Consider the following 24,557-nt stretch of genomic DNA (forward strand, 5'->3'; position numbering starts at 1 on the left):
CTCATCAGTTAAGATTATAGGCTTGGGTTTCAAACAATGTCTATTAATTGCCTTCTGTTGAGCGTGTTCTGGAATATAACTACCAGCTGTACTTCCTCTACTTGGCGTGTTTCTTTTTAACTCTCTTGATACTGTACTTTTATTGACACCAATAATTATTGCTATTTGTGTAATAGTAATTCCTGTCTCTAATAATGCAGAGATTTGATACCTTTGTGACAAGGTCAATTGTTTATAATGTTTCATTCAAAACGAATATAAATATTGAGCCTAAAATAGATGGGGCTAGCCCCATCTATTTTAAATATTCGTGTTGCACTTATAACTTGAACTTAGAAAGTAAGATTTAATACGAGAAATAACTTTATTTTTTTGGTAATGAGGTCCTTTGAAAATTATTTGTATTTTTTTCGAAAAAAGCTTTTGGTAATTAAAAATCTAGACTATATTTGCATTCCAATAATTAGGGCAATTAGCTCAGTTGGTTCAGAGCACCTCGTTTACACCGAGGGGGTCGGGGGTTCGAATCCCTCATTGCCCACACTAATTATAATTCCGATTTTTTAAAACAAATCGGAATTTTTATTTTAAAAAAGGACTGCACTCGATTAGTTTAGAATATGTTACCAAACAAATATTCTTGGAATCGCATCACTGATTTGCAATTGTATTAGTACAGAAGATTTCAAATGGGATGATCTGATTTATTAGTTTATGAGGCAAAGGGTATAAGTGTCTTTGAAAATTATAATATTAGTATATGCTGCGGTGCATTGGAGTTAGATTATAAAATTTGGTATCTATATTTTGTAAGACACCGCGAAGGGTTGAAAAATTCACTAAAGAAACCTTATCTTTAACAACTTAAATAGGGGTCATTAACTCAGTTGGTTCAGAGTGTCACGTCGACAACGTGGAAGTCACTGGTTCGAATCCAGTATGACCCACATTAAGCAGAATCCTGATTTGCCAATTGGTAAATCAGGATTTTTATTTTTTTGAATTTGGGAGTTGTAAACTCAAACAAATTCAGAAAAACAAAAGGACTTAATATGTTTTAGTAAATTAAGTACACTATTTGTATAAGTTGTTTCTATCTTGATTAACGAAGTTAATTCAGTAATTAGTTGTTTTTTCTTAAATTAAATTTAGCACACGCTCTAATGCCATACCTCGCGATCCTTTTATTAGAAATAATTGTTGGTTAAAATTGAAATTTCCGAAGTGAGCATTAAGATCTTCAAATGACTTAAAATAGTTGCTATTACTGTTTTTAGATTTGATATTATAAAAGTTCTCTCCAATAAAAATTGCATTCTTTAATTTTAAGTCGCTTGTATAGTCTGAAATGTGTTGATGTTCTTCTGGAGCAGTTTCGCCTAACTCAAACATGTCTCCCAAAATCACAACCTTGTTTTCATTCTTAAGTTGGTTAAAGTTGGATAATGCAGCAAGCATACTAGATGGGTTGGCGTTGTAAGCATCCAAAATAATTTGATGGCCATTTTGATTTACAATTTGAGAACGATTATTGCTGGGAATATAATTTTCTATGGCGTCCACAATATCTTTTGTTGATACCTTGAAGTATTCACCCAATGCAATTGCGACACAGACATTGTTATAATTATATGAGCCTGTGAGATGGCTTTTTATAGTTTGTTGCTCGTAGCTTAACGATAGGTAAGGTTGAGATTCTAATAATTGGGTTTTAGAGCCAAATACTTCAATATGATCGTAGGCTCCCACTTGTTTAATCTGTAGTTCGTCATGGTGGTTAACAAAAATTATTTTGCTATTTACTTTTAAATGTTGGTAGAGTTCTGATTTGCCTTTGATCACACCTTCTATACTACCAAAGCCCTCAAGGTGCGCTTTACCAAAGTTAGTAATCAATCCATAATCTGGCAATGCTATATTGCTAAGAAATTCAATCTCTTTTTGGTGGTTAGCTCCCATTTCTACAATACCAATCTCCGTCGTATTGTTCATACTTAACAGTGTTAAAGGCACGCCAATATGATTATTTAGATTTCCTTTGGTAGCCGTTGTCTTATATTTTTTAGAAAGTACAGCGTTGACAAGCTCTTTAGTTGTTGTTTTACCATTGCTACCGGTAAGCGAGATGATAGGAGTATTTAGATGTTTCCGATGAAATAAAGCTAAGTTTTGTAAAGCAATAAGTACATCGTCAACCATAAGGTATTGATCATTGATTTTGTATTCAATATCATCTATTATAGCAAATGAAGCACCATTTTTAATAGCATCTTCTGCAAATTTATTACCGTTAAAATTTCCGCCTTGGAGCGCAAAAAACATACAATTTTCAGAGATATTTCTAGTGTCTGTACAAACAGATTTACATTTTAGAAAATGCTCATATAGTGTTTCTATAGTCATAGAATAAATGTAATAAAAAAGTCCTAATCGTAATGATTAGGACTTTAAATTTATTTTCAAAAAAAATGTTAATTTCTTTTCTTAGCTCCTTGAGATTTTGACCCTACTCTAGACATTGCACATCTAAATCCAATATAGTCTGTTGCCATATCTTGTGGGAAATATCTACGTTGTGCTGGATCTATCCAGTATGCTCTATCTCTCCATGAACCACCTTTGTATACTCTAGCCTCGTCATTAATTAAAGACGTTCTTTGGTTAGAGGTATCATATTCTTTTATTAAGTTTCCTAGAGAGTCTTTTTCAACATTGTGTCTTGGAGAATTGTACATATCCCTTGTTGCACTCTTTCCATCATTAGCATCTTCGTCGAAACTTTCAGCATAAAGACGGGAAGATCTTGTGTCTCCATCTCTAAAATTTCTGTTATCACTTTTACTAAAGTTAGGTCTTAAATAAGTTTCATTCTCATCTATACGAACTTGTGCAATTTCACCAGGTAAATTTCGTGCAACTATTCTACCATTGCTCAAAGTATCATATACTATTTCATCAGGAGTGATTACTTTAACTGTACCATCCTCGTTGATTGCATTCTTATAATATACATTTCCTCTTACATAGTTGAAATCGTTAAATTCATCATCAACTATAGGTCTATAAACATCATAAACCCATTCTGCTACATTACCAGCCATATCATATATACCATAAGCATTAGGTTCATATGACATTACTTGAGCAGTAATATCTGCACCGTCATCAGACCATCCAGCTATTCCGCCGTAATCTCCTTTACCTTGTTTAAAATTGGCTAATTGATCACCTTTAGTTTTACGTTTTCCAGATCTCGTGTATTGTCCATCCCATGGATATTTTTTACGTCCTCTATAAACGTTAAAGCTTCTTAATTCACTCATTCCCAAAGCAGCATATTCCCATTCAGCTTCTGTTGGAAGTCTATAGTCTGGTGATATTAGACCAGATTCTCTACGTGCATACTGGTTAATTGTATCTCCAGCTGCATTTGTTTGAGCTCTACGTCTTGATTTCTCAGGATTAATTATAGAATCATTACCGCCGTAGGTTAAAGAAGGTGCATTAATATAGGTATCTGTATTAAAGTTACTGTCAGCAGTTGGTGTTAATTTAGCATCTCTTTCAATATAACCAGCGCCTTCAAGGCTTAATTCATTATAACGGTCTGTTCTCCAGCTAGCAAATTCTACAGCTTGAATCCAACTAACTCCTACAACAGGATATTCTCCATAGCCTGGATGACGTAGATAGTTTTCTGTCATCATCTCAGCATAACCTAGACGATTTCTCCATACTAATGTGTCTGGAAGCGCGCCTTCGTATATTAATCTGAAGTTTTCTTCTTCTGGTGGGTAAACACTTTTTAACCAATCTAAATATTGTAAGTACATGAGGTTAGTCACTTCACTTTCATCTATATAAAATGATTGAATGTGTTGCTGATTTGGAGAGTTATTCCAATCGTGCATAACATCATCCTGTACTTTACCCATTGTAAAAGTTCCACCTTCTACAAAGACTAATCCGGGAGCAGTTTCTTGTTCTTGGAATTGGTCATTGTATTGGAAACCACCATTTTTATCGTTAATTTTCCATCCTGTAGCTCTTGACGTGTTCTTGGAAGAGTTTCTACTACAGCTAACAATTGTTAAAGATACAACTAGGGCTAATAGTATCCTTAGGTTTAAGACGTTTTTCATATCCATACTTTTTAAGTAAGCTAATTAAATTTAGAGACGCAATATAGTAATTAAAGGTAAACTTACAACACTTTTTACGGAAATCATGTAAAAAAAACTGCATTTCATCCTCTTTTTTGCACATAACAACGGACTTTTAGTCAGTTTATCGATGTATTTTGTCTTTAATAACGAACGATTAAATCAATTATTGTTGTAATTTTGAATAAAAAAATCGGACTAAATAATATCACGACTTTATAGACGTTATTTAACTATGAAAAAATATTTACTATTACTTCTACTATTCGCTGCCTTTTTTGGCTATTCACAACAAAAACAATTTGATATTAATTGGGGCACTACCACAGTTTTAGAAACATCTAGTTCTAATATTGAAATTCCTGCGTTTAACAAAAAGCATTTTAGTTTTACTTATAAAAAAGGGATTACTTTTTTTTCTCAATGGGAAGAATCGACATATATAGATGAAAATTCAGTTGAACTGAGTCAAGTTTCATATACAACTATAAGTAGTTCAGAATTAAAAGATTTACCGCGATCGACAATACCAAAGACACCTAAAGTAAAATTGAAAAATGCTATAGATAGAGACAATATATCTGCATATTTAGAAATTACGCCTATAATTAACGATAGAGGCATCTATAAAAAAATCACATCCTTTACAATAGATTATGAATATGGTGGTGGTGCAAACAGAACCAACTTAAATAATCAAGAGATTGTAAGTTCTGTCTTGAGTTCTGGGCAGTGGCATCGTTTTTATGTTGAACAATCAGGAGTTTTTAGAATAAGTAAGAGTTTTTTAAACTCAATGGGTGTAAATACTAATGTAGACCCAAGAACTATTAAACTTTATGGTAATGGTGGCTCTATGCTTCCCTTATCAAATAGTGAGCCTGCTCCTAATGATTTGCAAGAAAATGCAATTCACTTTATTGGAGAAGGAGATGGTGTGTTTAACGATAATGATTATATTTTGTTTTATGCTGAAGGCCCTAATGAATATAACCAAGAGAGTGATACAAATGTAAATTTGTATGCAGACAAGTCTTATTATTACATTAATACTCAAGGGACCTTCGGAAAACGTATAACTCCATTAAATCAGCCAGAGGGGGAAGCATCGTTAGAAATAACAACCTTTCAAGATTACCAATTCCATGAAGTGGATGAAAATAATTTAGGAAAAATCGGAAGACGATGGTTTGGAGAGCGATTTGATGTTGAAAATGAACAAAGTTTTACTTTTAATTTTCCTAATTTAGTAACCACAATACCTGCTAAAGTAAAAGTATTAGGAGCTGGTGTTAGTGAAACCACTGCAAGTAGTATGCAAGTTGTTTTAAATGGAACGTTAGTCGGTGCTTTAGGCTTTGCTGTTGCTACTGATGCAATTCTTGCCACTGCAGGTTCTTTTCAAAATGATATACAATTGTCGTCTCCAGATGTTACGGTCAAGTTAATTTACAATAACAATGGTAACCCATCTACTCAAGGCTATTTAGATTATGTTTCTATAGAGGCGACTAGAGAGTTGATTTTTGACGGGACTCAATTTATCTTCAAGAATGATGAAGTTGTTCTTAATCCAGGTATTGTCCAATATAATGTAGGTAATGCAACGAATGTTCAGGAGGTTTGGGATATTACAGATAAGTATAATGTAAAGTCAGTATCAAACAGTAGTCAAAATTCTAATTTAACTTTCAAAGATGTTTCTGGTTCAGCAAAAAAATATACTACGGTAACCAATTCAGATTATTTCCAGCCATCACGCGATGCCACCTCCAGTGTAAGTAATCAAGATATTAAAGGAACCGTTTTTTTAAATGCACAAGGACAGTTTCAAGATGTAGATTATATAATTATTGCCAATAACAGTTATATTTCTCAAGCTCAAAGGTTAGCACAAATAAATAGAGACAAATATAATATAAATGTTAAGGTGTTGACACTTAATGAAATATATCAAGAATTTAGTTCTGGTAAGCAAGATGTGGCAGCTATTAGAAATATGGTGCAGTACGTGTATCAAAATGCAAGCGAACCAAGTAAACGATTAAAATATTTGTGTTTGTTTGGAGATGCTTCTTACGATTACAAAAACAGAATTTCTAATAATACAAACGTAGTTCCTACCTGGAACTCTACAGAAAGTTTTAGTTTGGTATCCTCATTTATCTCAGATGATTTTTATGGAATGATGGATGATAACGAGGGAGAAATGGAAGAGCAAGAGCGATTAGATATTGCTGTTGGAAGGATATTGGCAGATTCTCCTCAACGTGCTAAAGATTTAATAGATAAAATTGAAGGCTATTATGGAGAAGAAGCTTATGGTAGCTGGAGAAATAATGTTGTAACTATTTCTGATGATGTAGATAATCCTAACTGGGAGTTTATATTACAAAATACGACAGACGCAATTGCAAACCGAATAACAGATGAAAAACCTTTTATGAACGTTACTAAGATTCATACAGATTCTTATCAACAACAATCTACAGCAAGTGGACAGAGGTATCCAGCAGTAAATGAGGCGATTAAAAATGCATTAGAAGTTGGAGCAATTGTGGTTAACTATTTTGGTCATGGAGGGGAAGATGGTTTAGCAGGTGAACGTATTTTTACAAAAGTAGATGCGCAGGAGATCAGAAATTTATGTAAGTTTAACTTATTTGTAACTGTAACTTGTGAGTTTACCAAATTTGATAATCCACAGAGACAAACTGCCGGAGAATTTACGTATTGGAACAAAGAAGGAGGAGCTATAGCATTAATTACTACAACGCGACAAATATTTGTGACTGTTGGTGTAACAGTTAATGAAGAGTTAGATGCATATTTATTTAATTTTGGATCTAATGATTATCCAACTATGGCAGAAGCCTTAAGGTTGACTAAAAACGACCCTTCTGTTGCTGGGATAAATCAAAAATCTCTTATATTTTTTATAGGTGACCCTGCAATGAAATTATCAATTGCAAAGCCAGAAATTCGGCTAACAGCTGTAAATGATCTTCCTGTAGCAGAGCAAACAGGACCTTTGAAGGCCTTAGACAGAATTAAAATGTCTGGTGAAGTTTTTGATTCTGCGGGGACCTTTTTATCTAACTATAATGGAATACTTACTGCAACTGTTTTAGATAAAGAAATTGATAGACAAACGCTTGGAAACGATAATGGTGACGATGTTATATTAGATTTTAAAACCTTAGGAGAAACTATCTTTAAAGGTCAAGCCACAGTCACTAATGGTAAATTTGATTTTGAGTTTGTTGTGCCAAGAGATATTGGTATTCCTGTAGGTCAAGGGAAAGTTGGTTTTTACTCAAAACAGGATAATATACTAGATGATAAATCAGGCTATAGTTTTGATATTCAAGTAGGAGGAATTAATGAAAATGCCGAAGAAGATAATATCGGCCCTGTAATTAACCTTTTTATGAATGATGAAAATTTTGTTTCTGGCGGAATTACAAACGAACAACCGTCTCTTATCGCAAGACTTCAAGATGATAATGGTATAAATACTGCGAGCGGAATTGGACACGACATTACAGCAATAATAGATGATGATGAAACCAATCCATTTGTTCTCAACGATTATTATGAGGCTAATGTTGATGATTATAAAAACGGAAAGTTAAGTTATCCTTTTAGAGATTTAGAACCTGGCATTCATACATTAACGGTAAAGGCTTGGGATGTTTATAATAATTCGTCAACGAGTCAAATAGAATTTAATGTCAGAGATAAAGATGAAGAGTTAGTCATTACTAATGTATTAAACTACCCTAATCCCTTTATTGATTATACAGAATTTTGGTTTAACCACAATAGTTCTGATGTTTTAGACGTTTCAGTACAAATATTTACTGTTTCAGGAAAATTGGTGCGAACTTTGAATGGTCGAACTTCCGGAGGAGGTAAAGTAACCAGTTCACTTTCAAAAGACATTGTTTGGGATGGAAGAGATGATTTTGGAGACAAAATTGGAAAAGGAGTCTATGTTTACAAACTAAAAGTGAGATCTGAACGTTTAAATAAACAAGTTGAAAAAATCGAAAAACTTGTCATACTCTAATAATAAATTATATTTGTCTAATATATCATAAGGGGTAAAACCTTAATATGAACATGAATTTACATATGAAAAAGTACATTTTAGCAATTCTTACGCTTGTCGTATTTAATATATCAAACGCTCAAGAACCAGCAACAATAACATATCCAAACCAATCTACAGTAATTACAACAGGTGTTCCATTTATGCTTATTGCACCAGACGCAAGATCAGCAGGTATGGGAGATATGGGTGTCGCGACTTCTGTAGATGCCTATTCACAACAGTGGAATGCTGCCAAATACGCATTCTCTGAAGCAAAATCAGGAATCGCAGTAAGTTATACACCATACCTTAGTAAATTGGTAAACGATATTTCTATAGCTTATCTCACCTATTTTAATAGAATTGATGATAGAAGTGCTTTTGGAGTTAGTTTCAAATACTTTGGCTTAGGAGAAATTGAAATACGTGCAGATGAATTTTCTGAGCCATTAATAGAAAAGCCAAATGAATTTACAGTAGATGCATCGTATTCATTACGATTAGCAGACCAATTTTCTATGGCTGTAGCCTTGCGTTATTTGCGTTCAGATTTAAGAATTCAATCCGTAGACGCTAATGCTGGTGCAGCTGGTTCTTTTGGAGTTGATATCTCTGGTTTCTATCAAAGTGAAGAAGAAGCCTATGATAGTTTTAATGGAAGAACACGTTTCGGGTTTGCCATTCAAAATTTAGGACCAAAAATTAAATATGATGATGGAGGTCGTGAAAACTTTTTACCAACAAACCTAAGGTTAGGTGGCGGATTTGATTTTATTTTTGATGACTATAATACATTATCAGTAACTGCAGAGATCACTAAGCTTTTAGTGCCAACCCCTCCTTTATTTGGCTTCGTTGATACCAATGGAGACGGTGTGAGAACGCCAGATGATGCCAGTACGACTGATATTGATGAAAATGAACCTGAAATAATAACACAAGGTCAAGCTAATGATGTAAATTTCTTGTCAGGAGTTTTTCAATCATTTGGAGATGCACCAGGAGGATTTAGTGAAGAGTTAAAAGAGTTTACTTGGGCCTTAGGAGCAGAGTATTTATACCAAGATTCATTTGCTTTTAGATTAGGTTACTTTAATGAAAGTGATGATAAAGGGGCACGAAAGTTTTTTGCTATGGGAGCAGGATTTAAATACACTACGATAAACATTGACTTATCCTATTTGTTTTCGGCATCTAAGGTGCAAAGCCCTTTAGAAAACACATTGCGTTTTTCTTTAACATTTAATTTTGGAGATGGAGAGTACGATGAGTATTAGTAAATAATCTAATTATAATTTAAAAAAAACTATTGCTATAAAAGCAATAGTTTTTTTGTCTAAATACCGTTTTGATGAAAGACATAAAAATAGAATCTATTCTTACAGTTTATGAAGATTATAATGAGCTTCCTGCAGCCATTGTATCATTGATGGATACGGCATCAAAAGCTAGGCTTAAAGCGTATGCGCCATACTCAAAATTCTTAGTAGGTGCTGCCATACTGCTAGATAATGGAGAAGTGATTTCTGGAAACAACCAGGAAAATGCATCTTACCCTTCTGGTTTATGTGCAGAGCGTACAGCCATTTATTATGCAGGCGCAGAATATCCGGACGCAAAAATAGTGAGGATGGCATTGACCGCTGGTTCTCAAAAACAACCTACAACAACGCCAATACCTCCATGTGGAGCATGTAGGCAGGCAATTTCAGAATATGAAGTGAAGCAAGATTCTCCTATAGAAATCTATTTCATGGGCACTTCAGGAAAAGTTGTGAAATCACACTCACTTGCTAATTTATTACCTTTAGGGTTCGACAGAAGTTTTCTATAACGTTTTCGTAATAAATTTACGATTTTCGGTTTTTTCATTACTAACTAAAGTGTTACTTTTGTTATTCCTAATTTCATTTTGAAATGGGGAGCTTATGGTCATATCTCAAGAGTATTATTTTTGAGTATTATTTTAGACATAAATACGATACTAAATGCAAAAAATCACAAAAGAAGTTTACCTTAAATGGTATGAAGACATGTTTTTATGGAGAAAGTTTGAAGACAAGCTTGCTGCCGTATACATTCAACAAAAAGTAAGAGGGTTTCTTCACTTATATAATGGTCAAGAAGCAGTGTTAGCTGGCGCACTTCATGCCATGGATTTGACTAAAGATAAGATGATTACTGCTTATAGAAATCACGTTCAGCCTATTGGTATGGGAGTCGATCCTAAACGTGTCATGGCAGAGTTATATGGTAAAGCTACGGGGACATCTATGGGTTTAGGTGGGTCTATGCATATTTTCTCAAAGGAACATCGTTTTTATGGAGGTCATGGTATTGTAGGTGGTCAAATACCTTTAGGGGCTGGAATTGCATTTGGTGATAAGTATCACGATGTAGATGCAGTAACAATCTGTTGTTTTGGAGATGGAGCAGCACGTCAAGGATCATTACATGAAACTTTTAATTTAGCGATGTTATGGAATTTACCAGTAGTCTTTGTTTGTGAAAACAACGGTTATGCTATGGGGACTTCTGTAGAGCGCTCTTCCAACCATACAGATATTTGGAAACTCGGTTTAGGTTATGAAATGCCTTGTGGACCGGTTGATGGAATGAACCCTATTAAAGTTGCTGAGGCTTTTGATGAAGCCATTAAAAGAGCACGATCAGGTGGCGGACCAACATTTTTAGAAGTAAAAACCTATCGTTATAGAGGTCACTCTATGAGTGATGCCCAACATTATAGGACTAAAGACGAGGTTGCAGAGTATAAGAAGATTGACCCTATTACTCAAGTTAAGGATGTTCTTCTAGAAAAGAAATATGCCACCGAAGCAGATATTAAGGTCATTGACAAACGTGTTAAGGCATTGGTTGCAGAGTGTGAGAAATTTGCAGAAGACTCGCCATATCCTGAGAAGAGTGTGATGTACGATGCCGTTTATGAACAAGAAGATTATCCATTTATAGAACACAAAATATAAGCTATGGCAGAAGTAATTAACATGCCTCGTTTGAGCGATACGATGGAGGAAGGAACAGTCGCTGCTTGGTTAAAACAAGTAGGGGACAAAATTGAAGAGGGTGATATATTAGCAGAAATTGAAACCGATAAGGCTACGATGGAGTTTGAATCTTTCAACGAAGGAACATTACTTCATATTGGTATTGGAGAAGGAGAAACGGCTAAGGTGGATACACTTTTAGCAATTATAGGTGAGGAAGGTGAAGATATTTCACAGTATTTAAACGGAAACTCTTCGGAAGCTAAATCACAAGATAATGATCAATCCTCTTCCCAAGAAAAGATTGAAGAACCATCAGAAGGAGATACAAATGATGTGAGTGCATCATCTTCCGAAGAAAATGATACAGAAGAACTTCCAGAAGGTGTAATCATTGTAACCATGCCACGTTTAAGTGATACCATGGAAGAAGGAACGGTTGCTACTTGGTTGAAAAAAGTAGGTGATCACGTCGATGAAGGTGATATCCTAGCAGAAATTGAAACTGATAAAGCAACAATGGAGTTTGAATCTTTTCAATCAGGAACTTTGCTTTATATTGGATTAGATGAAGGAGACACTGCAAAAGTAGATTCGCTTTTAGCTATTATTGGACCTGAAGGAACAGATGTTTCAGGAATTGCTAAAAACTTTAAAGAAGAAGGTGATTCTCCTAAAGAATCCACAGAATCAGCTACCAAAGAGGAAACAAAGAAAGAGGCTCCAAAAAGCGCAGTTGCTCAAGAGGAAACTAAAAAGGAAATACCAAAGAAAGAGACTAAGCCTACAACTTCAAGTGATAGTTCAGGTAGAATATTTGTATCGCCTTTAGCTAAAAAAATGGCAGAGGAGAAAGGGATTAACTTATCTCAAGTACATGGTAGTGGAGATAATGGTCGTATTGTAAAACGCGATATCGAAAATTACACACCTGCTCAAGCGACAGCGCAAGTTGGTAAATTTGTGCCTTCTGGACAAGAAGATTTTGATGAGGTTCCCAACTCAAATATGCGTAAGGCGATTGCTAAAAACTTAGCAAAATCTAAATTCACTGCACCACATTATTATTTAAATGTGGAGTTTGATATGGATAATGCTATGGCATTTAGAATTCAGTACAACTCCATTCCAGATACAAAAATTTCGTTTAACGATATGATTGTTAAAGCTTGTGCCTTGGCGTTAAAGCAACATCCACAAGTTAATTCTCAGTGGTTTGATGATAGAATGCAACTTAATAATCATGTTCATATTGGTGTTGCTGTTGCAGTTCCTGACGGTTTATTAGTGCCTGTAGTGAAATTTGCAAATGAGCAAAGCTTACCACAAATTGGTGCAGCTGTTAAGGAATACGCTAGTAAAGCAAGAAATAAAAAATTATCATTAGATGAAATGGAAGGAAGTACCTTTACCATTTCTAATCTAGGAATGTTTGGTATTGAGAGTTTTACCTCTATTATCAACCAACCTAATTCTGCGATATTATCGGTTGGAGCAATCGTGGCAAAACCCGTTGTTAAAAATGGACAAGTCGTTGCTGGAAATACAATGAAATTAACATTAGCATGCGATCATAGAACTGTTGATGGTGCTACGGGATCACTATTCTTACAAACCTTAAAAGGATATATTGAGAATCCTGTGACCATGTTAGTATAATTAAAGTTAGGTATCTAATAGTATTATATAATTATCCCAATTCAATCATTTTGAATTGGGATTTTTTATCTTTAGGCTCAAATAAAAAGATTCTCATTTTTTTGGGAATAAAATATGAATATCAATGAAAAAAACACTCTTACTTATTATCTTAATTGCCGTTTTTAGCTGTAAAAACGCTCCTAAAGAAAATGTAAAACCAATAACCATCACAAGTGGCGAATTAAAAGAAACAGTTCGTTTTTTAGCTTCCGATAGGTTATTAGGGCGCAATACAGGTTCTGAAGGTATTGATGAAGCTGCAGCTTATTTAGAAAATCAGTTTAATGCTTTAGGTGTTAAGCCTTATTTTGAAACATATAGGGATGATTTTAAAGTCGATAGCTTAGAGGCCTTTAATGTCGTTGGCGTCATAGAGGGTAACGATCCAAAACTCAAAGACGAATACATTATAATTGGTGCACATTACGATCATATTGGTATTATAGAAAAAATAGTTGATAATGATTCTATAGCTAATGGAGCTAATGATAATGCAGCAGGAACAAGTTCTGTGATTGCTATGGCAAAATATTTTGCCGTTAAAAAGAATAATAAACGAAGTTTAATGTTTGTTTTATTTTCAGCAGAAGAAAAAGGTTTATTAGGTTCGAAACATCTAGCTAAAAAGTTAAAAGCAGAAAACATCAACCTTTATACTATGGTAAATATGGAAATGATTGGAGTGCCATTTAAAGACCGCGATTATATCGCTTTTCTTACAGGTTATGGAATGTCTAATATGGCTGAAAAAATGAATGAATATTTAGGTTCTAAAGTTGTTGGGTTTTCTGAGATTGCAAAAAAGTATAACCTATTTAGGCAATCAGATAATTATGCTTTTTATGAAGCGTTTAAGATTCCTTGTCAAACTATTTCTTCTTGTGATCTCTCTAATTATGAGTATTACCATCATGTAGATGATGAAGCAGACAAATTGGATTATAATCACATGGCAAGTCTTATTAATAGCGTTATACCAGCCATAGAAAAAATGAGCAATACACCAACCAAAGAAATTAAAATGAATGAAGCAGAGTAAAAATATTATTATTACTGGAACAAGTCGTGGTATCGGTTTTGAGTTAGTGCGTTTATTTGCTAGTCAAGGTCACAATGTATTGGCATTATCTCGAAATGCTCAACCAGTTAATGACCTTCAGTTGGATTCTGTTTCATCCTTTGCGTTTGATTTATGCGAAGAAGAGGATTATAAAAAAGTAGAGGCGTTTATTCAAAATGAATGGAAGCATGTTGATATTCTAATCAACAATGCTGGTATGATTCTCAATAGACCTTTTGCTGAGACGACTTTTAGAGACTTTTCAAAAGTATATGAAACCAATGTTTTTGGTGTTGCTGAAATGACAAGAGTTGTTTTGCCTTTTATGAAAAGCGATGGACATGTATTAACCATAAGTTCAATGGGAGGAATTCAAGGCAGTATGAAGTTTCCTGGATTAGCAGCTTACAGTTCTAGTAAAGGTGCGGTAATTACACTTACAGAGCTTTTAGCCGAAGAGTATAAAGAAACAGGACCTCAATTTAATGTGCTGGCCTTAGGAGCTGTGCAAACCGAAATGCTTAAAGAGGCATTCCCTGATTATCAAGCACCAACAACAGCCTTGGAAATGGCAAACTATATCCATGAGTTTTCATTAAACGGAAATAAATTTTATAATGGGAAGGTGTTGCAGGTTTCTAATTCTACACCTTAAACTGAATTTTATTTAAATCTAGAAAAGCTCACTTTTTTTATAGGCACGGTTTCTTCCAATTTCAAATAATCTGGTCGGCTCATGACGATGGTTAGAATAGCATCTTTAAATATTTTAGTATTTGTTTTCACTGTAAACTTGGCAGTAAATATTTTTATAGAATCTGTTATGATTTTCGCTTTGTTCAATACGAGACATGGTAAACCCATCCTTATAATTCATAATAAACGAACTATCATTAGTGAAACTAGCGGCACATTGACGAGACTTTCAAACTCTGGATGCTGTTATTTGTGTTTTACAAGCTCAAAATAGGCAATGCAATTAAATATTTTCTACAAAATTTAGAAAGACTTTTTTATGCAGTTCAAGATCCAGATTAGGAGATAGTGATGCACGTACAATATAATCTTTATCACCTTCTTTAGTCGTTCCTTGAGTGGAGGTTGCAGGTATGGTCCAATAACAACCTTTCAACTGCCCATAACTCACACAAAACTTACTTTCATTAGGGATTTCTGTAATCATTAAATTGATTAATTTTAAATTTAATGCGCGTTTATGAGACTCTTTTTCTGCATCAGTATTCCCTTTCGTTGGAAGGTCTAATGAAAAAACAGATGGTGTAAATCCTTCTTCTGCTAATGCTGAAGACACAAAATTAATTTTTGCCTCTGGTAATGTCTCATGGATAAAGTTTACAAAGTCACGCGTATTCTTATAAGCGTCCTTAATTCTTTGATTCATTGAGGGCATTTGCTTTGCTAATATCTCATATTGAAGCTTGGTAGCCTCGTTATCGCATAGTTCTAGGTGCACTTCAATTTTATCCATCAAAGCTTCCGTTTTTTTGTTTCCTACACAATAACCTGCAGTACATTGTCCACCACTTGGGAATTTTGAGCCACTAGCATAGGAAATGGTTCTAATCGTTGATAGTATCTCGCCATCACCTAAAAAGAGAACATTAGGACAAAATGTTTGATCTAAAATAAAAACAGGATCAATGGCAATGTCTCCAGTTGCAGTTCTACGCACTTTAGTTAACACCTCTTTTAATTTTAAAAGATCTGGAACTTCAACTCTAGGGTTTGTTGGGATTTCAGCAATTATATATGGTACAGCGTTTTCGCTTGCAATTTTATCTAAGACGATATCTATACTTTGAACCATCTCGTTATCGCCATCTACTGGTAAATCCACTACTTCAACGTTGTCAAGGCAGTCAGCAACGCGTCGTGCTTGGTCATTTGTACCACCATAACAATTTGGAGGAACAATAAATTTAATAGCCTTTCCTTTGTGGTTTTCTAAGGCGTCATGAATTAAACCCATCATAATCGCATATTGAATAGATAGTCCACTAGAGCCAACTAAGGCCTTTGTATTTGAACCTGTAATGGTCGCAATTGAATCTAAGACTGATGCTTTGTTGTTCTCTGTATTGCTTGTGTTAGGATTAAAAGAAGATTGCCCTGTTAGAATTTTTAATGCCGTTAGACAATTGTCTGGCGTCATTGCAACGGTCTCTCTTCTTCGTACATGCTGAATGTCTGAGATATAGCTTTCGTTTTGTTTGCCATTTACTAATAAAACACTTCCTAAATGCCCATGAATATTGATAAAAAAGTCAACATTTGCGTTGCGCTCAGTACTGCCTATTTTGTCTTGTTGTGAAATGAAGATCGTAGTTCCATTAAATTTGGCAACATCGTCTATATTATCAACACTTTTTAATTCAAATTTATACCCATAAACGCGCTTTACTAAGTCCGCATCAAAAAACTCTGGCAAGGCATTTGTATGGATGATTTGCGTGTTTTTATGCTCTAATGCATTTTTTCTAAGAATTGCCAGAACAGGAATCGTCTTTGATGTAAAACTGATGACATTATCTGGTTCTAGTGCATTTAATTTAGCAATTCCCCATTCTAAGATACACGATAATGGATGACCTAATCGAATATAGTCATAAGCGGTTGGCAATTCGCTAAGTGCTGATGATTTAGAATTATGGTCATTGAATAAGCTCTCAAATTGTTCTAAGAACTGAATTTTAGCCAGTTTTTCATCATAAATATCTAGTCGATGGGTGGTTAGACCCAACCAGTTATTTGGCATGTTTTCTAATACATCTTTGATATAACTTACTATTTTACTTGCTTCCATAATTACTACCTTTAAATAGAATACAAAGATACATTAACTAAATTTTTATACGAAGTGTTAGGGAACGTTTTGTGAGATCATACCTGGTGTTTTCGTATAGGGTTTGCTTGGCTTATTTGCTGTGTTCGTGTGATGCGTTGGCTGGAGCTCGGTTAGTAAATAGAAAATATACAGCAGGAAATTTTAGAGTAATTTTTATAGATATAGAGAATCAGGAATCTGCGAGACGACTTAGGAGATGTCGTTTTTACATATTTTAAAATAGGTACCAATTCTATTCAAGATACTTGCGTTTTCTACAATTAATTAGGCATTGCAAAATCAACATGGTGGGTTTTAATCTCAACGGTATTGGCAGTGATACTTCAACACTAAAGGGTAGATCAATAGGACGAGCGTTATCCTCTATTATGGTAACAACTCTATGAGTATGCAGCACTGCTTGTAATTTAAAAGCGTACTCCATCTTTTAAAAAGTGAATAACTGTTGCTCATATTTTGGTTGCCGCTAAATGTTGTTACATGCCATTAAAGATAAACCCGAGCCCAATACATCAATCCAAACTGTAGCGGAATGCGAAGTATCAAAATCCATTTTGGGATGCCTGTAGAGGCTTTTTCTCCAGACAACATATAAAAATGAACCATTAAGAAAACAGCTAACATTAAGATAATTGCATAAATAGAAAAGGCTCTCAAAGCGACAAAACACAAACCGATACCTAAGAGTATTTCTGCAACACCACTTAAATATACTAAGGCCTTATGGTTTGGTAAATATCTAGGCATGACGCGTAGATATAGTTTAGGTTTTATAAAATGCATAAGGCCTGCAAATATATAGATTGCAGCCATGAGGTATAGATGCCAAGGGCTACTCATCTTTATATTGATTATAGTTAATTCCAACACCATAGTTATTAAGGTTTGTTTTTAAAAGACTAGATTCTATACCATTTCCTTTTTTAAATTGCACCCATGTATTACCGCTAATAAATACTCGTTTTATAAAAGTGTTATGCGCATCAATTTGATCTGTGAACGGTAAAAGTGGTCTAAAATTGGTTGGTATTTTTACCATTCCGATTCGACCTTTTATCTCTTTATACTTTTTGTTGGGTAATAATTTTCCGTTTTGGTCTGTGTAACCTAAAACTTGCAGAGAGACAAAGAAGCCATCTTCTGGAATAAATAAATCATGCTTAGATACGTCAAGCTCAAATTCATCACCATTTTTTTCGGTCGCTCTAAAGACGATATTGGTATAGGTCATCACATCACCTGGTACACCTTTATCGTTTTTGTAGAATTTAACCTTAAATAAGGTCGAGAATTTTCGCTTATCTGCATTGGAGCGTTTGCGTTTCTCCCAATCTCTTGATTCTAGAGTAATGGGAAATAAAACAGACGTGATTTTTTTAAGTTTCTCATTTCCGTTAGGGAAAAATATGGCAATTTCACTTTCTATAGTCGGTAGCCAACATTTATAATAGTCATCATCTAGGTATGGTTTAATAGTTTCGGCTTTAAACTTTCTATCTATTTTTGCGGTGACAATAACCTCATCTAATTTATTAATATCAACTTGCATTTCAATAACCTTTGGCAAATTAGCAGTTGCTAATGCAAGATCTTTGTAACCAAGCGAAGAAATAAAAAGCGAATCTACATCCTTGTAAAGTTTTTTAGTAAAAACAAATAAGCCATCATCATCGGCAAATAAACCCTGGCCATCACCAAATGAAATCGTCGCATAGGAGACAGGATACTTGGTGTCTTGGTCAATAATTTTGGTTTGTGAGGTGCTAGAATTAATTAAGAATAGGATGCATAGAAAGGAAAAGGTATATTTCATTTGTAGAATTAAGATCATTATTGATAAATATACATATTCCTTTTTTGAAAAAAAATCTACAATTTTGAAACCTTAGTTAATTTCTGTCGTTATTGTAATTGAATGCGAACCAAATCTGAATACTAACCAATACTAAATGTCAAAAGACCACAACATTTTAATCAAGCGTTGTAAAGCAGGAGACGAAAAGGCGATGCTACAAATTTATGATTTGTACTGTGATGCGATGTATCATGTTGCCTGTAGGTATTTAAATAAAGAAGATGCAAAAGACAGCATGCAAGAGAGTTTTATCAAGGCATTTTCAAAGCTGGATTCTTTTTCTCCAGACTTCACGTTTGGATCGTGGTTAAAACGTATTGTGATCAATCAATGTATAGACCACTTGAAAAAGAAACGACTAGAATTTATGGAGACAGATGTTATCAATCTGCCTATGGAAGAGGATGCAAATGATTGGATGTTTTCTTCGGAAATATCTAAACAAGACATCTTTGATGCTATAGAGAAATTGCCAACTAAGCATCAAACTGTCGTTAAACTCTATTTGATTGATGGCTATGATCACGAAGAGATTTCTAGCATATTAGACATCCCGATAAAAACATCAAGAACACATTTAAGACGTGGTCGTTTACAACTACGCAAGCTTTTAAAAATACAGTACAATGAAGGAAGATATTAGAAATTTATTTAAAGATGATGAGATTTCTGGACAAGCATTGCCAGATAACCACAGACAAGACTTTTATGAGCAGCTCAAAGCATCTCGACCACGACGAACATCTCAATTGAATAGACACTATTTAATTAAAGTTGCTGCGATTATCACCATGTTTTTGGCATTAACGATCACGTTATTTCAAATGGTTGATAATACGCCAAATCAAGTTGTAGAAGCGTCTTCTATGGAAACTCAAATAGACGCTATTGAGAAGCAATATTTGGCGCGTATAGATCGAGAATGGCAACGTTTTATAAGCGTCACTAATGATGAAACTTTAGTAAAACGCTACAAAGATAAGCTCAATGATTTAGACGCAGATTATAAAGAAATCTCGCAACAATTTAAAACAGACACTAATAATATTCTAGTGATAGAATCGTTGGTTGAAAATCTACAAACACGACTACAATTATTAAAAGACATCCAAGAGCACATCAACGTATTAAATCAAAAAATAGGAACAGTATGAAAGACCTAACATTTAAAATTGGTGTATTGATGCTCATCACATCAGTCTCTGTTTTTGCACAGAAAAAAACGGTCTACTCTCAGCGTTTTTCCACAGATGAAAACACAACAGCCATTTTTAATCTTGAGAATACAACGGTGTCTATTGAAACGTCAACAGATGGGAAAGTGCATTTTGATTACACCCTAGAATTTGATGGTTATTCAGCAGAAGAAATTAGGGACCAGTTGAAGGACATAAAAGTTGAAGCCACAAAATTTGAAAATCAGATCACTTTAGTTTCCAATAGTGTCACTAAAATATCAAGTGTGTCTTACGCTTATAATGCTCCTAATGGTTTAGTGTTGGATTATGATAGTGCGCAAAAGTTAAAAGACAGTATTGTTAGAAAATCTAGAGATTCTATTATTGAAGAAATACGTTATAATGCCTTCGGGAAAATTAATGCACCTTTCAAATATTTTGGAGATCGTTTTAAAACCATGAAGGCAAACGGAAAATTGAAAAATATAAAAAAAAGTGATATCAAAATTTTTAGAAGTCAGTTTGTGATTAAAATCCCACCGGATTTGAAGCTTAAAATAAACGGTAAAGATGCACAAATAACGATGCGTGATGATAGTGTAAATGAACTCTCAGTAGTTTTAAAACGTGGTTACTTTTATGCGAAGCAACTAAAAAACAAATACAATGTTTTTAAGATTAAAAATGCACACTTAAGAGCAGAGGCCATTGCTGGTGGAAGCTATACTTTTAATAACATCTCTAAAGGTTTGATTGGGAGTTTACAGAATGTAAAAATAACCTCAGAGTTTTCTAAAATACAGATTGGAGAACTCAAAGAAAAGGTATCGATTACCGATTTCAATAGCGAGTATTTTTTCTACAATTGGGGTAGAGATTTTAAACGCTTTGATTTGTTCTCCGAGTACTCTAAAATTCATTTGTTTTATCCTAAAAACACTGATTTTACCATGAAAGTGATGGGGAATAATACCAAAAGCATGTATGGTAAAGACCTAGTCATTGAAATGCAGCCCGCACGCAAAGGCGTAAAACATTACATGATGGAAAGAAAAGCCAAAGGCGAAGGGCACTTTGCAGGCGCCATAAATTTTGATATCATTCACGGGATCATCTACAATTACAACGATACGTTCAAAACGTCTAAAAACTAAGACACATGAAAAATATACTTCTATTAGCCGTTGCATGTATGTGTTTCAGCATAGGAAACAGGCAAAAAAATGAGGTCGATTTTAATACCATATCCGACTTAAAAATATGGCTCTGATAATCTCGAAATAAGAGATCTGTTTAGGTTTGAAGGGATTGAATATATGAAGATTGATTTTTCAGGAAAAAACTTAAAAGGAAAAAGCTATCACTTAAATGTAAAAGAAATTTGGAATGGGACAGTGGTTTCAGATACGACTGTGCTGAATAGCAAAAACATGGGTGTGAAACAATTTGAAACGCTCAAAGACGCCGTATTTAATATGCGAGTAATCTCTAAACGAACAGCCGATAATACATTAAAACTAACCTTTAAGTTTCCAAGACTTAGTGTCACTAAAGAGTATGATGCGGCAGTCTCAAAGGATTAGAGCTTGCGCAATCTCGCTGACGAAAGTAATTTGAAAATTGGATTTCATGATAAGTTTTACTTTCTAGTTTATATTTTGCCTTATGAAAGAGAAGATGGTTCAAAAGCATGGTGTGACGTTGGATCATCAGGTGATGCCATCGAAAAATGGGGTGAAAAATTTGGGATTGAACACTACTTGCTTTTTGAAATGAAGTTTGACTAGGTCATAGCTAGTTGAAAACAGATAAAGCATTTAGTGAAATCTAAGAAGCTCAAAAAGCCATCTTATTACATAAAAAAGACCTCATGTAAATAACGATTAGGCATCAAAGTAAAAGTACCAGCAATAATGATAGCACCAAAATAAAGTAAAATCATTTTTCGTTTATGTGCTTTGACGTTTACTTTTTTAATGGCTATATAGGCTGTGGGAACCGTCCAAAGGGTGAGAATACTAAAGAGATGAATCCATCCAAAATGATTAAAAAGGCTTGGGCCAACAACTGCAGGCATAAAGAATGTTACGACAGCAGTAAACAACATAAGACTCATGTAAATCCTACCTAATCGTTTATGGATGAGCGTGCCTTTTTTAATAATCAAGAGTAAACCACCAATAAACACGCAAGGGATTATGGTATAAATGTAAAAACATCAGCGTGTCATAACTCATAGGAGATAGGTTTTAATGGTGCTCTAAAATAGTAAAAAGGCTTCAGTCTACAGTTGGCAGTCTACTGGCTTCTGTTCACTTTTACTGATGCAGTGCGTATTTATCTTAGGTATTCAATCTAAGTATGTTGCAGTCTTTCCTCTGCCCAACTAATACCTCATTCCTAATCTCAATACCAACGTTTCTTTTTCTTTTTAGAGCCTTCACCTTTACGACTTTTTTTGTACTTACTCCCTTGTTTTTTATGAACAATAGGTTGTGCTTTTGGGTCTAAAGGATACGGGTGATCTTCTTCTATAGGAATTTGAACATTAATCAATTGCTGTATGGCTTTCACATAAGGTTTCTCATCCGTAGAGCAAAATGAATAGGAGTTCCCAAACTCACCAGCACGACCTGTTCTACCAATACGATGCACATAGGTTTCTGGTACATTAGGTAAATCAAAATTGATCACAGCATCTAATTCGTTGATGTCAATGCCTCGCGCAGCAACATCTGTGGCGATCAATATATTAACACGACCACGTTTAAAATCTGCCAATGCATTTTGACGTTCAATTTGAGAACGGTCGCCATGCAAACGCTCAGCAGTAAAGCCATTATTTAGAAGTGTTTCATGTAATTTATCAACACCAAACTTTGTGCGTCTAAAAATAAGGATATTGCCTTCTATCGTGTTTCTAAGGAGATGTAAACACAGTTCTATTTTACTCTGTTTAGGTACATAATACAACACCTGACTTACATTTTTTGCTGCAGACGATGTTGGTGTTACCTCAATACGCTCTGGGTCTTTTAAAATTGTACTCGCTAATTGTTCTACCTTAAAGGGCATTGTTGCAGAAAACAAGAGCGTTTGTTTTGTCTTTGGACACAAGCGTTCAATTTTTTTGACATCGTCTATAAAGCCCATGTCTAACATTAAATCTGCTTCATCAAGAACAAATATTTCTATATAATCTAAATTTAATAAATCTTGTTTGTGAAGATCGAGTAAACGTCCTGGTGTTGCCACCAAAATATCAATACCCTTTTTTAGAATGTCTTTTTGCGGTTCAATAGACGTCCCACCATATACTACAGCAGATGTTAAATTGGTGTGCGTCGCATAGGTCGTAAAATTCTTAGCAATCTGGATCGCTAATTCACGCGTCGGACTTATAATCAACGCTCTAATTTTCTTCCCTTTTTTTGGCGTCGTTTGTTTGTCGTACAACAACTGTAAGATGGGCAACGCGAAAGCTGCTGTTTTACCAGTTCCCGTTTGCGCTGAGGTAATCACGTCCTTTAGTTCTAAAATTAAAGGTATTGTGCGCTCTTGCACTAATGTTGGATTATCGTAACCCGCTTCGGCAACCGCTCGTAAAATAGGTTTGTTGAGTTTTAAGTCTTTAAATGACATGCATTATATTTTGATACAAAGGTAGTTTAATTAGCATAAGATTATTTGATACTCTAAAAATACGTCTTCATAAATTTAAATTGGTATTCGGTAAAACGGTACTTAGAGTTTTCCCAAGGTGAGATTGAGATGAGATTAGGGGATTGCCTTTTTAGATCTTGGTGAGATATTGAGACCATGGTTGTCATGTGTTCCAATTCCTGAAGACATCAGTATGCTATTAATGAGCTGCCTTTGTACTCCTTTTCGTTTGCTCATGACTACATTTTTAAAGCCACTAATGTTATGGTTGTTTTTGAATCTCCTATTCTAAATAAGCCTTTAATTGCTCTCTTTTTTTCTGCGGAATGGCCTCTTGGTTTAAAATTATGTTGATGTGCTCTTTATTCTTTTCTGCAGAAAAGAGCAGCTCAAAAAACTGAAAGATAGAAAGGCTATTGGTTGCTTTTTTAACAAGGGTAAATACATCACCAGTGCTAACGAAGCCTGCTTCTAAAACCCGAACATAGGTTCCAGGATACCCATGGTCAATAAACTGTTTTAGTACTTTATTAGAATCAAATTTCACAGCAAATTTATAGCAAGGCTCTCTAGGTTGTGTAATTTGAACTAGCGCATCACCAACTTTATAGATAGCACCAATTTGGAGTTCTTTTTCATTTAAGCCTGTAATGGTGAGATTTTCTCCAAGCATGCCATAGGTCCAGTCTAAATGAGGATACAGGTTTTTCCAATACGGATAATGGTCTGCCGAAAATAAATAACAGGCCTTAAACTCGCCTCCATGATGTTTTCTGTCTGAGACTTCATCTCCGGTTACTGTTTCTTTTCCGAGGAAAATAGGAGTCGTAACAGGGATCTTGTAAATACCTGTGGTTTCTTCTTTTCCATTCCAGATAAAGGTAGTGGGTTTGGCGATGTTGGTAGAGATAATTTGCATGACATAAATTTACAAAAAAAACCATCTCAATGTGTGAGATGGTGTCTC

Annotated in this window: 23 protein-coding genes and 2 tRNA genes; 14 read left to right on the plus strand and 11 right to left on the minus strand. The window is 34.6% G+C overall.

Annotated elements, in window-relative coordinates; genetic code table 11:
- A partial coding sequence (locus H593_RS19285; protein WP_037052433.1) for a helix-turn-helix domain-containing protein occupies nt 1-246 on the minus strand: 246 nt, incomplete at its 3' end.
- Between the two features lie 220 nt (nt 247-466).
- Between H593_RS19285 and H593_RS0113635 the strand changes: the two genes are divergently transcribed.
- Nucleotides 467-541: transfer RNA gene (locus tag H593_RS0113635), tRNA-Val, on the plus strand.
- Nucleotides 542-872: 331 nt separating this feature from the next.
- A tRNA-Val gene (locus H593_RS0113640) sits at nt 873-947 on the plus strand.
- Between the two features lie 190 nt (nt 948-1,137).
- Here the strand turns inward: H593_RS0113640 and H593_RS0113645 are convergent.
- Entirely contained in the window at nt 1,138-2,403 is a 1,266-nt protein-coding gene (locus H593_RS0113645) for a UDP-N-acetylmuramoyl-tripeptide--D-alanyl-D-alanine ligase (protein ID WP_028872954.1), read from the minus strand.
- A gap of 68 nt (nt 2,404-2,471) precedes the next feature.
- Nucleotides 2,472-4,148: a gliding motility lipoprotein GldJ gene (gene gldJ, locus H593_RS0113650; RefSeq protein ID WP_028872955.1), complete on the minus strand. Its 1,677-nt coding sequence runs from the start codon at nt 4,146-4,148 to the stop codon at nt 2,472-2,474.
- Nucleotides 4,149-4,398: 250 nt separating this feature from the next.
- On the opposite strand from gldJ, the gene porU reads away from it, so the two are divergent.
- The 7 genes from porU to H593_RS0113685 all read left to right on the plus strand — a co-directional run bounded on the left by porU (nt 4,399) and on the right by H593_RS0113685 (nt 14,683).
- On the plus strand, nt 4,399-8,235 hold the full coding sequence (gene porU, locus H593_RS0113655) for a type IX secretion system sortase PorU (protein ID WP_028872956.1): 3,837 nt from the start codon (nt 4,399-4,401) through the stop codon (nt 8,233-8,235).
- A gap of 65 nt (nt 8,236-8,300) precedes the next feature.
- On the plus strand, nt 8,301-9,536 hold the full coding sequence (gene porV, locus H593_RS0113660) for a type IX secretion system outer membrane channel protein PorV (protein WP_028872957.1): 1,236 nt from the start codon (nt 8,301-8,303) through the stop codon (nt 9,534-9,536).
- A 74-nt stretch (nt 9,537-9,610) separates the two neighbouring features.
- Nucleotides 9,611-10,093, plus strand: a complete 483-nt coding sequence (gene cdd / locus H593_RS0113665) for a cytidine deaminase (protein WP_028872958.1) — start codon at nt 9,611-9,613, stop codon at nt 10,091-10,093.
- A 154-nt stretch (nt 10,094-10,247) separates the two neighbouring features.
- On the plus strand, nt 10,248-11,246 hold the full coding sequence (gene pdhA, locus H593_RS0113670; protein ID WP_028872959.1) for a pyruvate dehydrogenase (acetyl-transferring) E1 component subunit alpha: 999 nt from the start codon (nt 10,248-10,250) through the stop codon (nt 11,244-11,246).
- Nucleotides 11,247-11,249: 3 nt separating this feature from the next.
- Nucleotides 11,250-12,926, plus strand: coding sequence for a pyruvate dehydrogenase complex dihydrolipoamide acetyltransferase (locus H593_RS0113675; protein ID WP_028872960.1), 1,677 nt, complete (start codon nt 11,250-11,252; stop codon nt 12,924-12,926).
- Between the two features lie 124 nt (nt 12,927-13,050).
- Nucleotides 13,051-14,007, plus strand: coding sequence for a M28 family metallopeptidase (locus H593_RS0113680; protein ID WP_028872961.1), 957 nt, complete (start codon nt 13,051-13,053; stop codon nt 14,005-14,007).
- The gene (locus tag H593_RS0113685) at nt 13,994-14,683 is read left to right on the plus strand and encodes an SDR family NAD(P)-dependent oxidoreductase (RefSeq protein WP_028872962.1); all 690 of its coding nucleotides are present in this window, start codon (nt 13,994-13,996) and stop codon (nt 14,681-14,683) included. The genes H593_RS0113680 and H593_RS0113685 overlap by 14 nt, the downstream gene beginning before the upstream one ends.
- Nucleotides 14,684-14,691: 8 nt before the next feature.
- On the opposite strand, the gene H593_RS0113690 is transcribed toward H593_RS0113685, so the two are convergent.
- From H593_RS0113690 to H593_RS0113705, 4 genes are all read right to left on the minus strand, one after another.
- Complete coding sequence (locus H593_RS0113690) at nt 14,692-14,871, minus strand: hypothetical protein (protein WP_147232073.1); 180 nt, start codon at nt 14,869-14,871, stop codon at nt 14,692-14,694.
- A gap of 136 nt (nt 14,872-15,007) precedes the next feature.
- Nucleotides 15,008-16,852 (minus strand): PLP-dependent aminotransferase family protein, encoded by a 1,845-nt coding sequence (locus tag H593_RS0113695; protein WP_028872964.1) that lies wholly within the window; start codon nt 16,850-16,852, stop codon nt 15,008-15,010.
- 528 nt (nt 16,853-17,380) lie between these two features.
- The gene (locus tag H593_RS0113700) at nt 17,381-17,734 is read right to left on the minus strand and encodes a DoxX family protein (protein WP_028872965.1); all 354 of its coding nucleotides are present in this window, start codon (nt 17,732-17,734) and stop codon (nt 17,381-17,383) included.
- Complete coding sequence (locus H593_RS0113705) at nt 17,727-18,707, minus strand: peptidase associated/transthyretin-like domain-containing protein (protein WP_037052440.1); 981 nt, start codon at nt 18,705-18,707, stop codon at nt 17,727-17,729. Before H593_RS0113705 ends, H593_RS0113700 begins: the two co-directional genes overlap by 8 nt.
- A 136-nt stretch (nt 18,708-18,843) precedes the next feature.
- On the opposite strand from H593_RS0113705, the gene H593_RS0113710 reads away from it, so the two are divergent.
- From H593_RS0113710 to H593_RS20850, 5 genes are all read left to right on the plus strand, one after another.
- Nucleotides 18,844-19,392, plus strand: a complete 549-nt coding sequence (locus H593_RS0113710; protein ID WP_028872967.1) for an RNA polymerase sigma factor — start codon at nt 18,844-18,846, stop codon at nt 19,390-19,392.
- The gene (locus H593_RS0113715) at nt 19,376-19,903 is read left to right on the plus strand and encodes a hypothetical protein (RefSeq protein ID WP_028872968.1); all 528 of its coding nucleotides are present in this window, start codon (nt 19,376-19,378) and stop codon (nt 19,901-19,903) included. The genes H593_RS0113710 and H593_RS0113715 overlap by 17 nt, the downstream gene beginning before the upstream one ends.
- Nucleotides 19,900-21,081, plus strand: coding sequence for a hypothetical protein (locus tag H593_RS0113720; protein WP_028872969.1), 1,182 nt, complete (start codon nt 19,900-19,902; stop codon nt 21,079-21,081). Before H593_RS0113715 ends, H593_RS0113720 begins: the two co-directional genes overlap by 4 nt.
- Before the next feature lie 162 nt (nt 21,082-21,243).
- On the plus strand, nt 21,244-21,510 hold the full coding sequence (locus tag H593_RS0113725; RefSeq protein WP_028872970.1) for a hypothetical protein: 267 nt from the start codon (nt 21,244-21,246) through the stop codon (nt 21,508-21,510).
- Between the two features lie 3 nt (nt 21,511-21,513).
- Nucleotides 21,514-21,714 (plus strand): hypothetical protein, encoded by a 201-nt coding sequence (locus H593_RS20850; protein ID WP_147232069.1) that lies wholly within the window; start codon nt 21,514-21,516, stop codon nt 21,712-21,714.
- A gap of 65 nt (nt 21,715-21,779) precedes the next feature.
- Here H593_RS20850 and H593_RS0113735 read toward each other — a convergent pair whose 3' ends face one another.
- The 4 genes from H593_RS0113735 to H593_RS0113745 form a co-directional block, all read right to left on the minus strand.
- Nucleotides 21,780-22,094 carry a DUF2306 domain-containing protein gene (locus H593_RS0113735; RefSeq protein WP_211224961.1) on the minus strand — a complete coding sequence of 105 codons (315 nt, stop codon included), beginning with the start codon at nt 22,092-22,094 and terminating at the stop codon, nt 21,780-21,782.
- Nucleotides 22,095-22,333: 239 nt separating this feature from the next.
- Nucleotides 22,334-23,569 (minus strand): DEAD/DEAH box helicase, encoded by a 1,236-nt coding sequence (locus H593_RS0113740; protein WP_028872972.1) that lies wholly within the window; start codon nt 23,567-23,569, stop codon nt 22,334-22,336.
- Nucleotides 23,570-23,704: 135 nt separating this feature from the next.
- A complete protein-coding gene (locus tag H593_RS21435) occupies nt 23,705-23,827 on the minus strand; it encodes a hypothetical protein (protein WP_261793693.1) in 123 nt (40 codons plus the stop codon).
- 46 nt (nt 23,828-23,873) lie between these two features.
- Nucleotides 23,874-24,509 (minus strand): MOSC domain-containing protein, encoded by a 636-nt coding sequence (locus tag H593_RS0113745; RefSeq protein ID WP_028872973.1) that lies wholly within the window; start codon nt 24,507-24,509, stop codon nt 23,874-23,876.
- Nucleotides 24,510-24,557: the final 48 nt, after the last annotated feature.

This window comes from Psychroserpens burtonensis DSM 12212 (assembly GCF_000425305.1).
Lineage (GTDB): Bacteria > Bacteroidota > Bacteroidia > Flavobacteriales > Flavobacteriaceae > Psychroserpens > Psychroserpens burtonensis.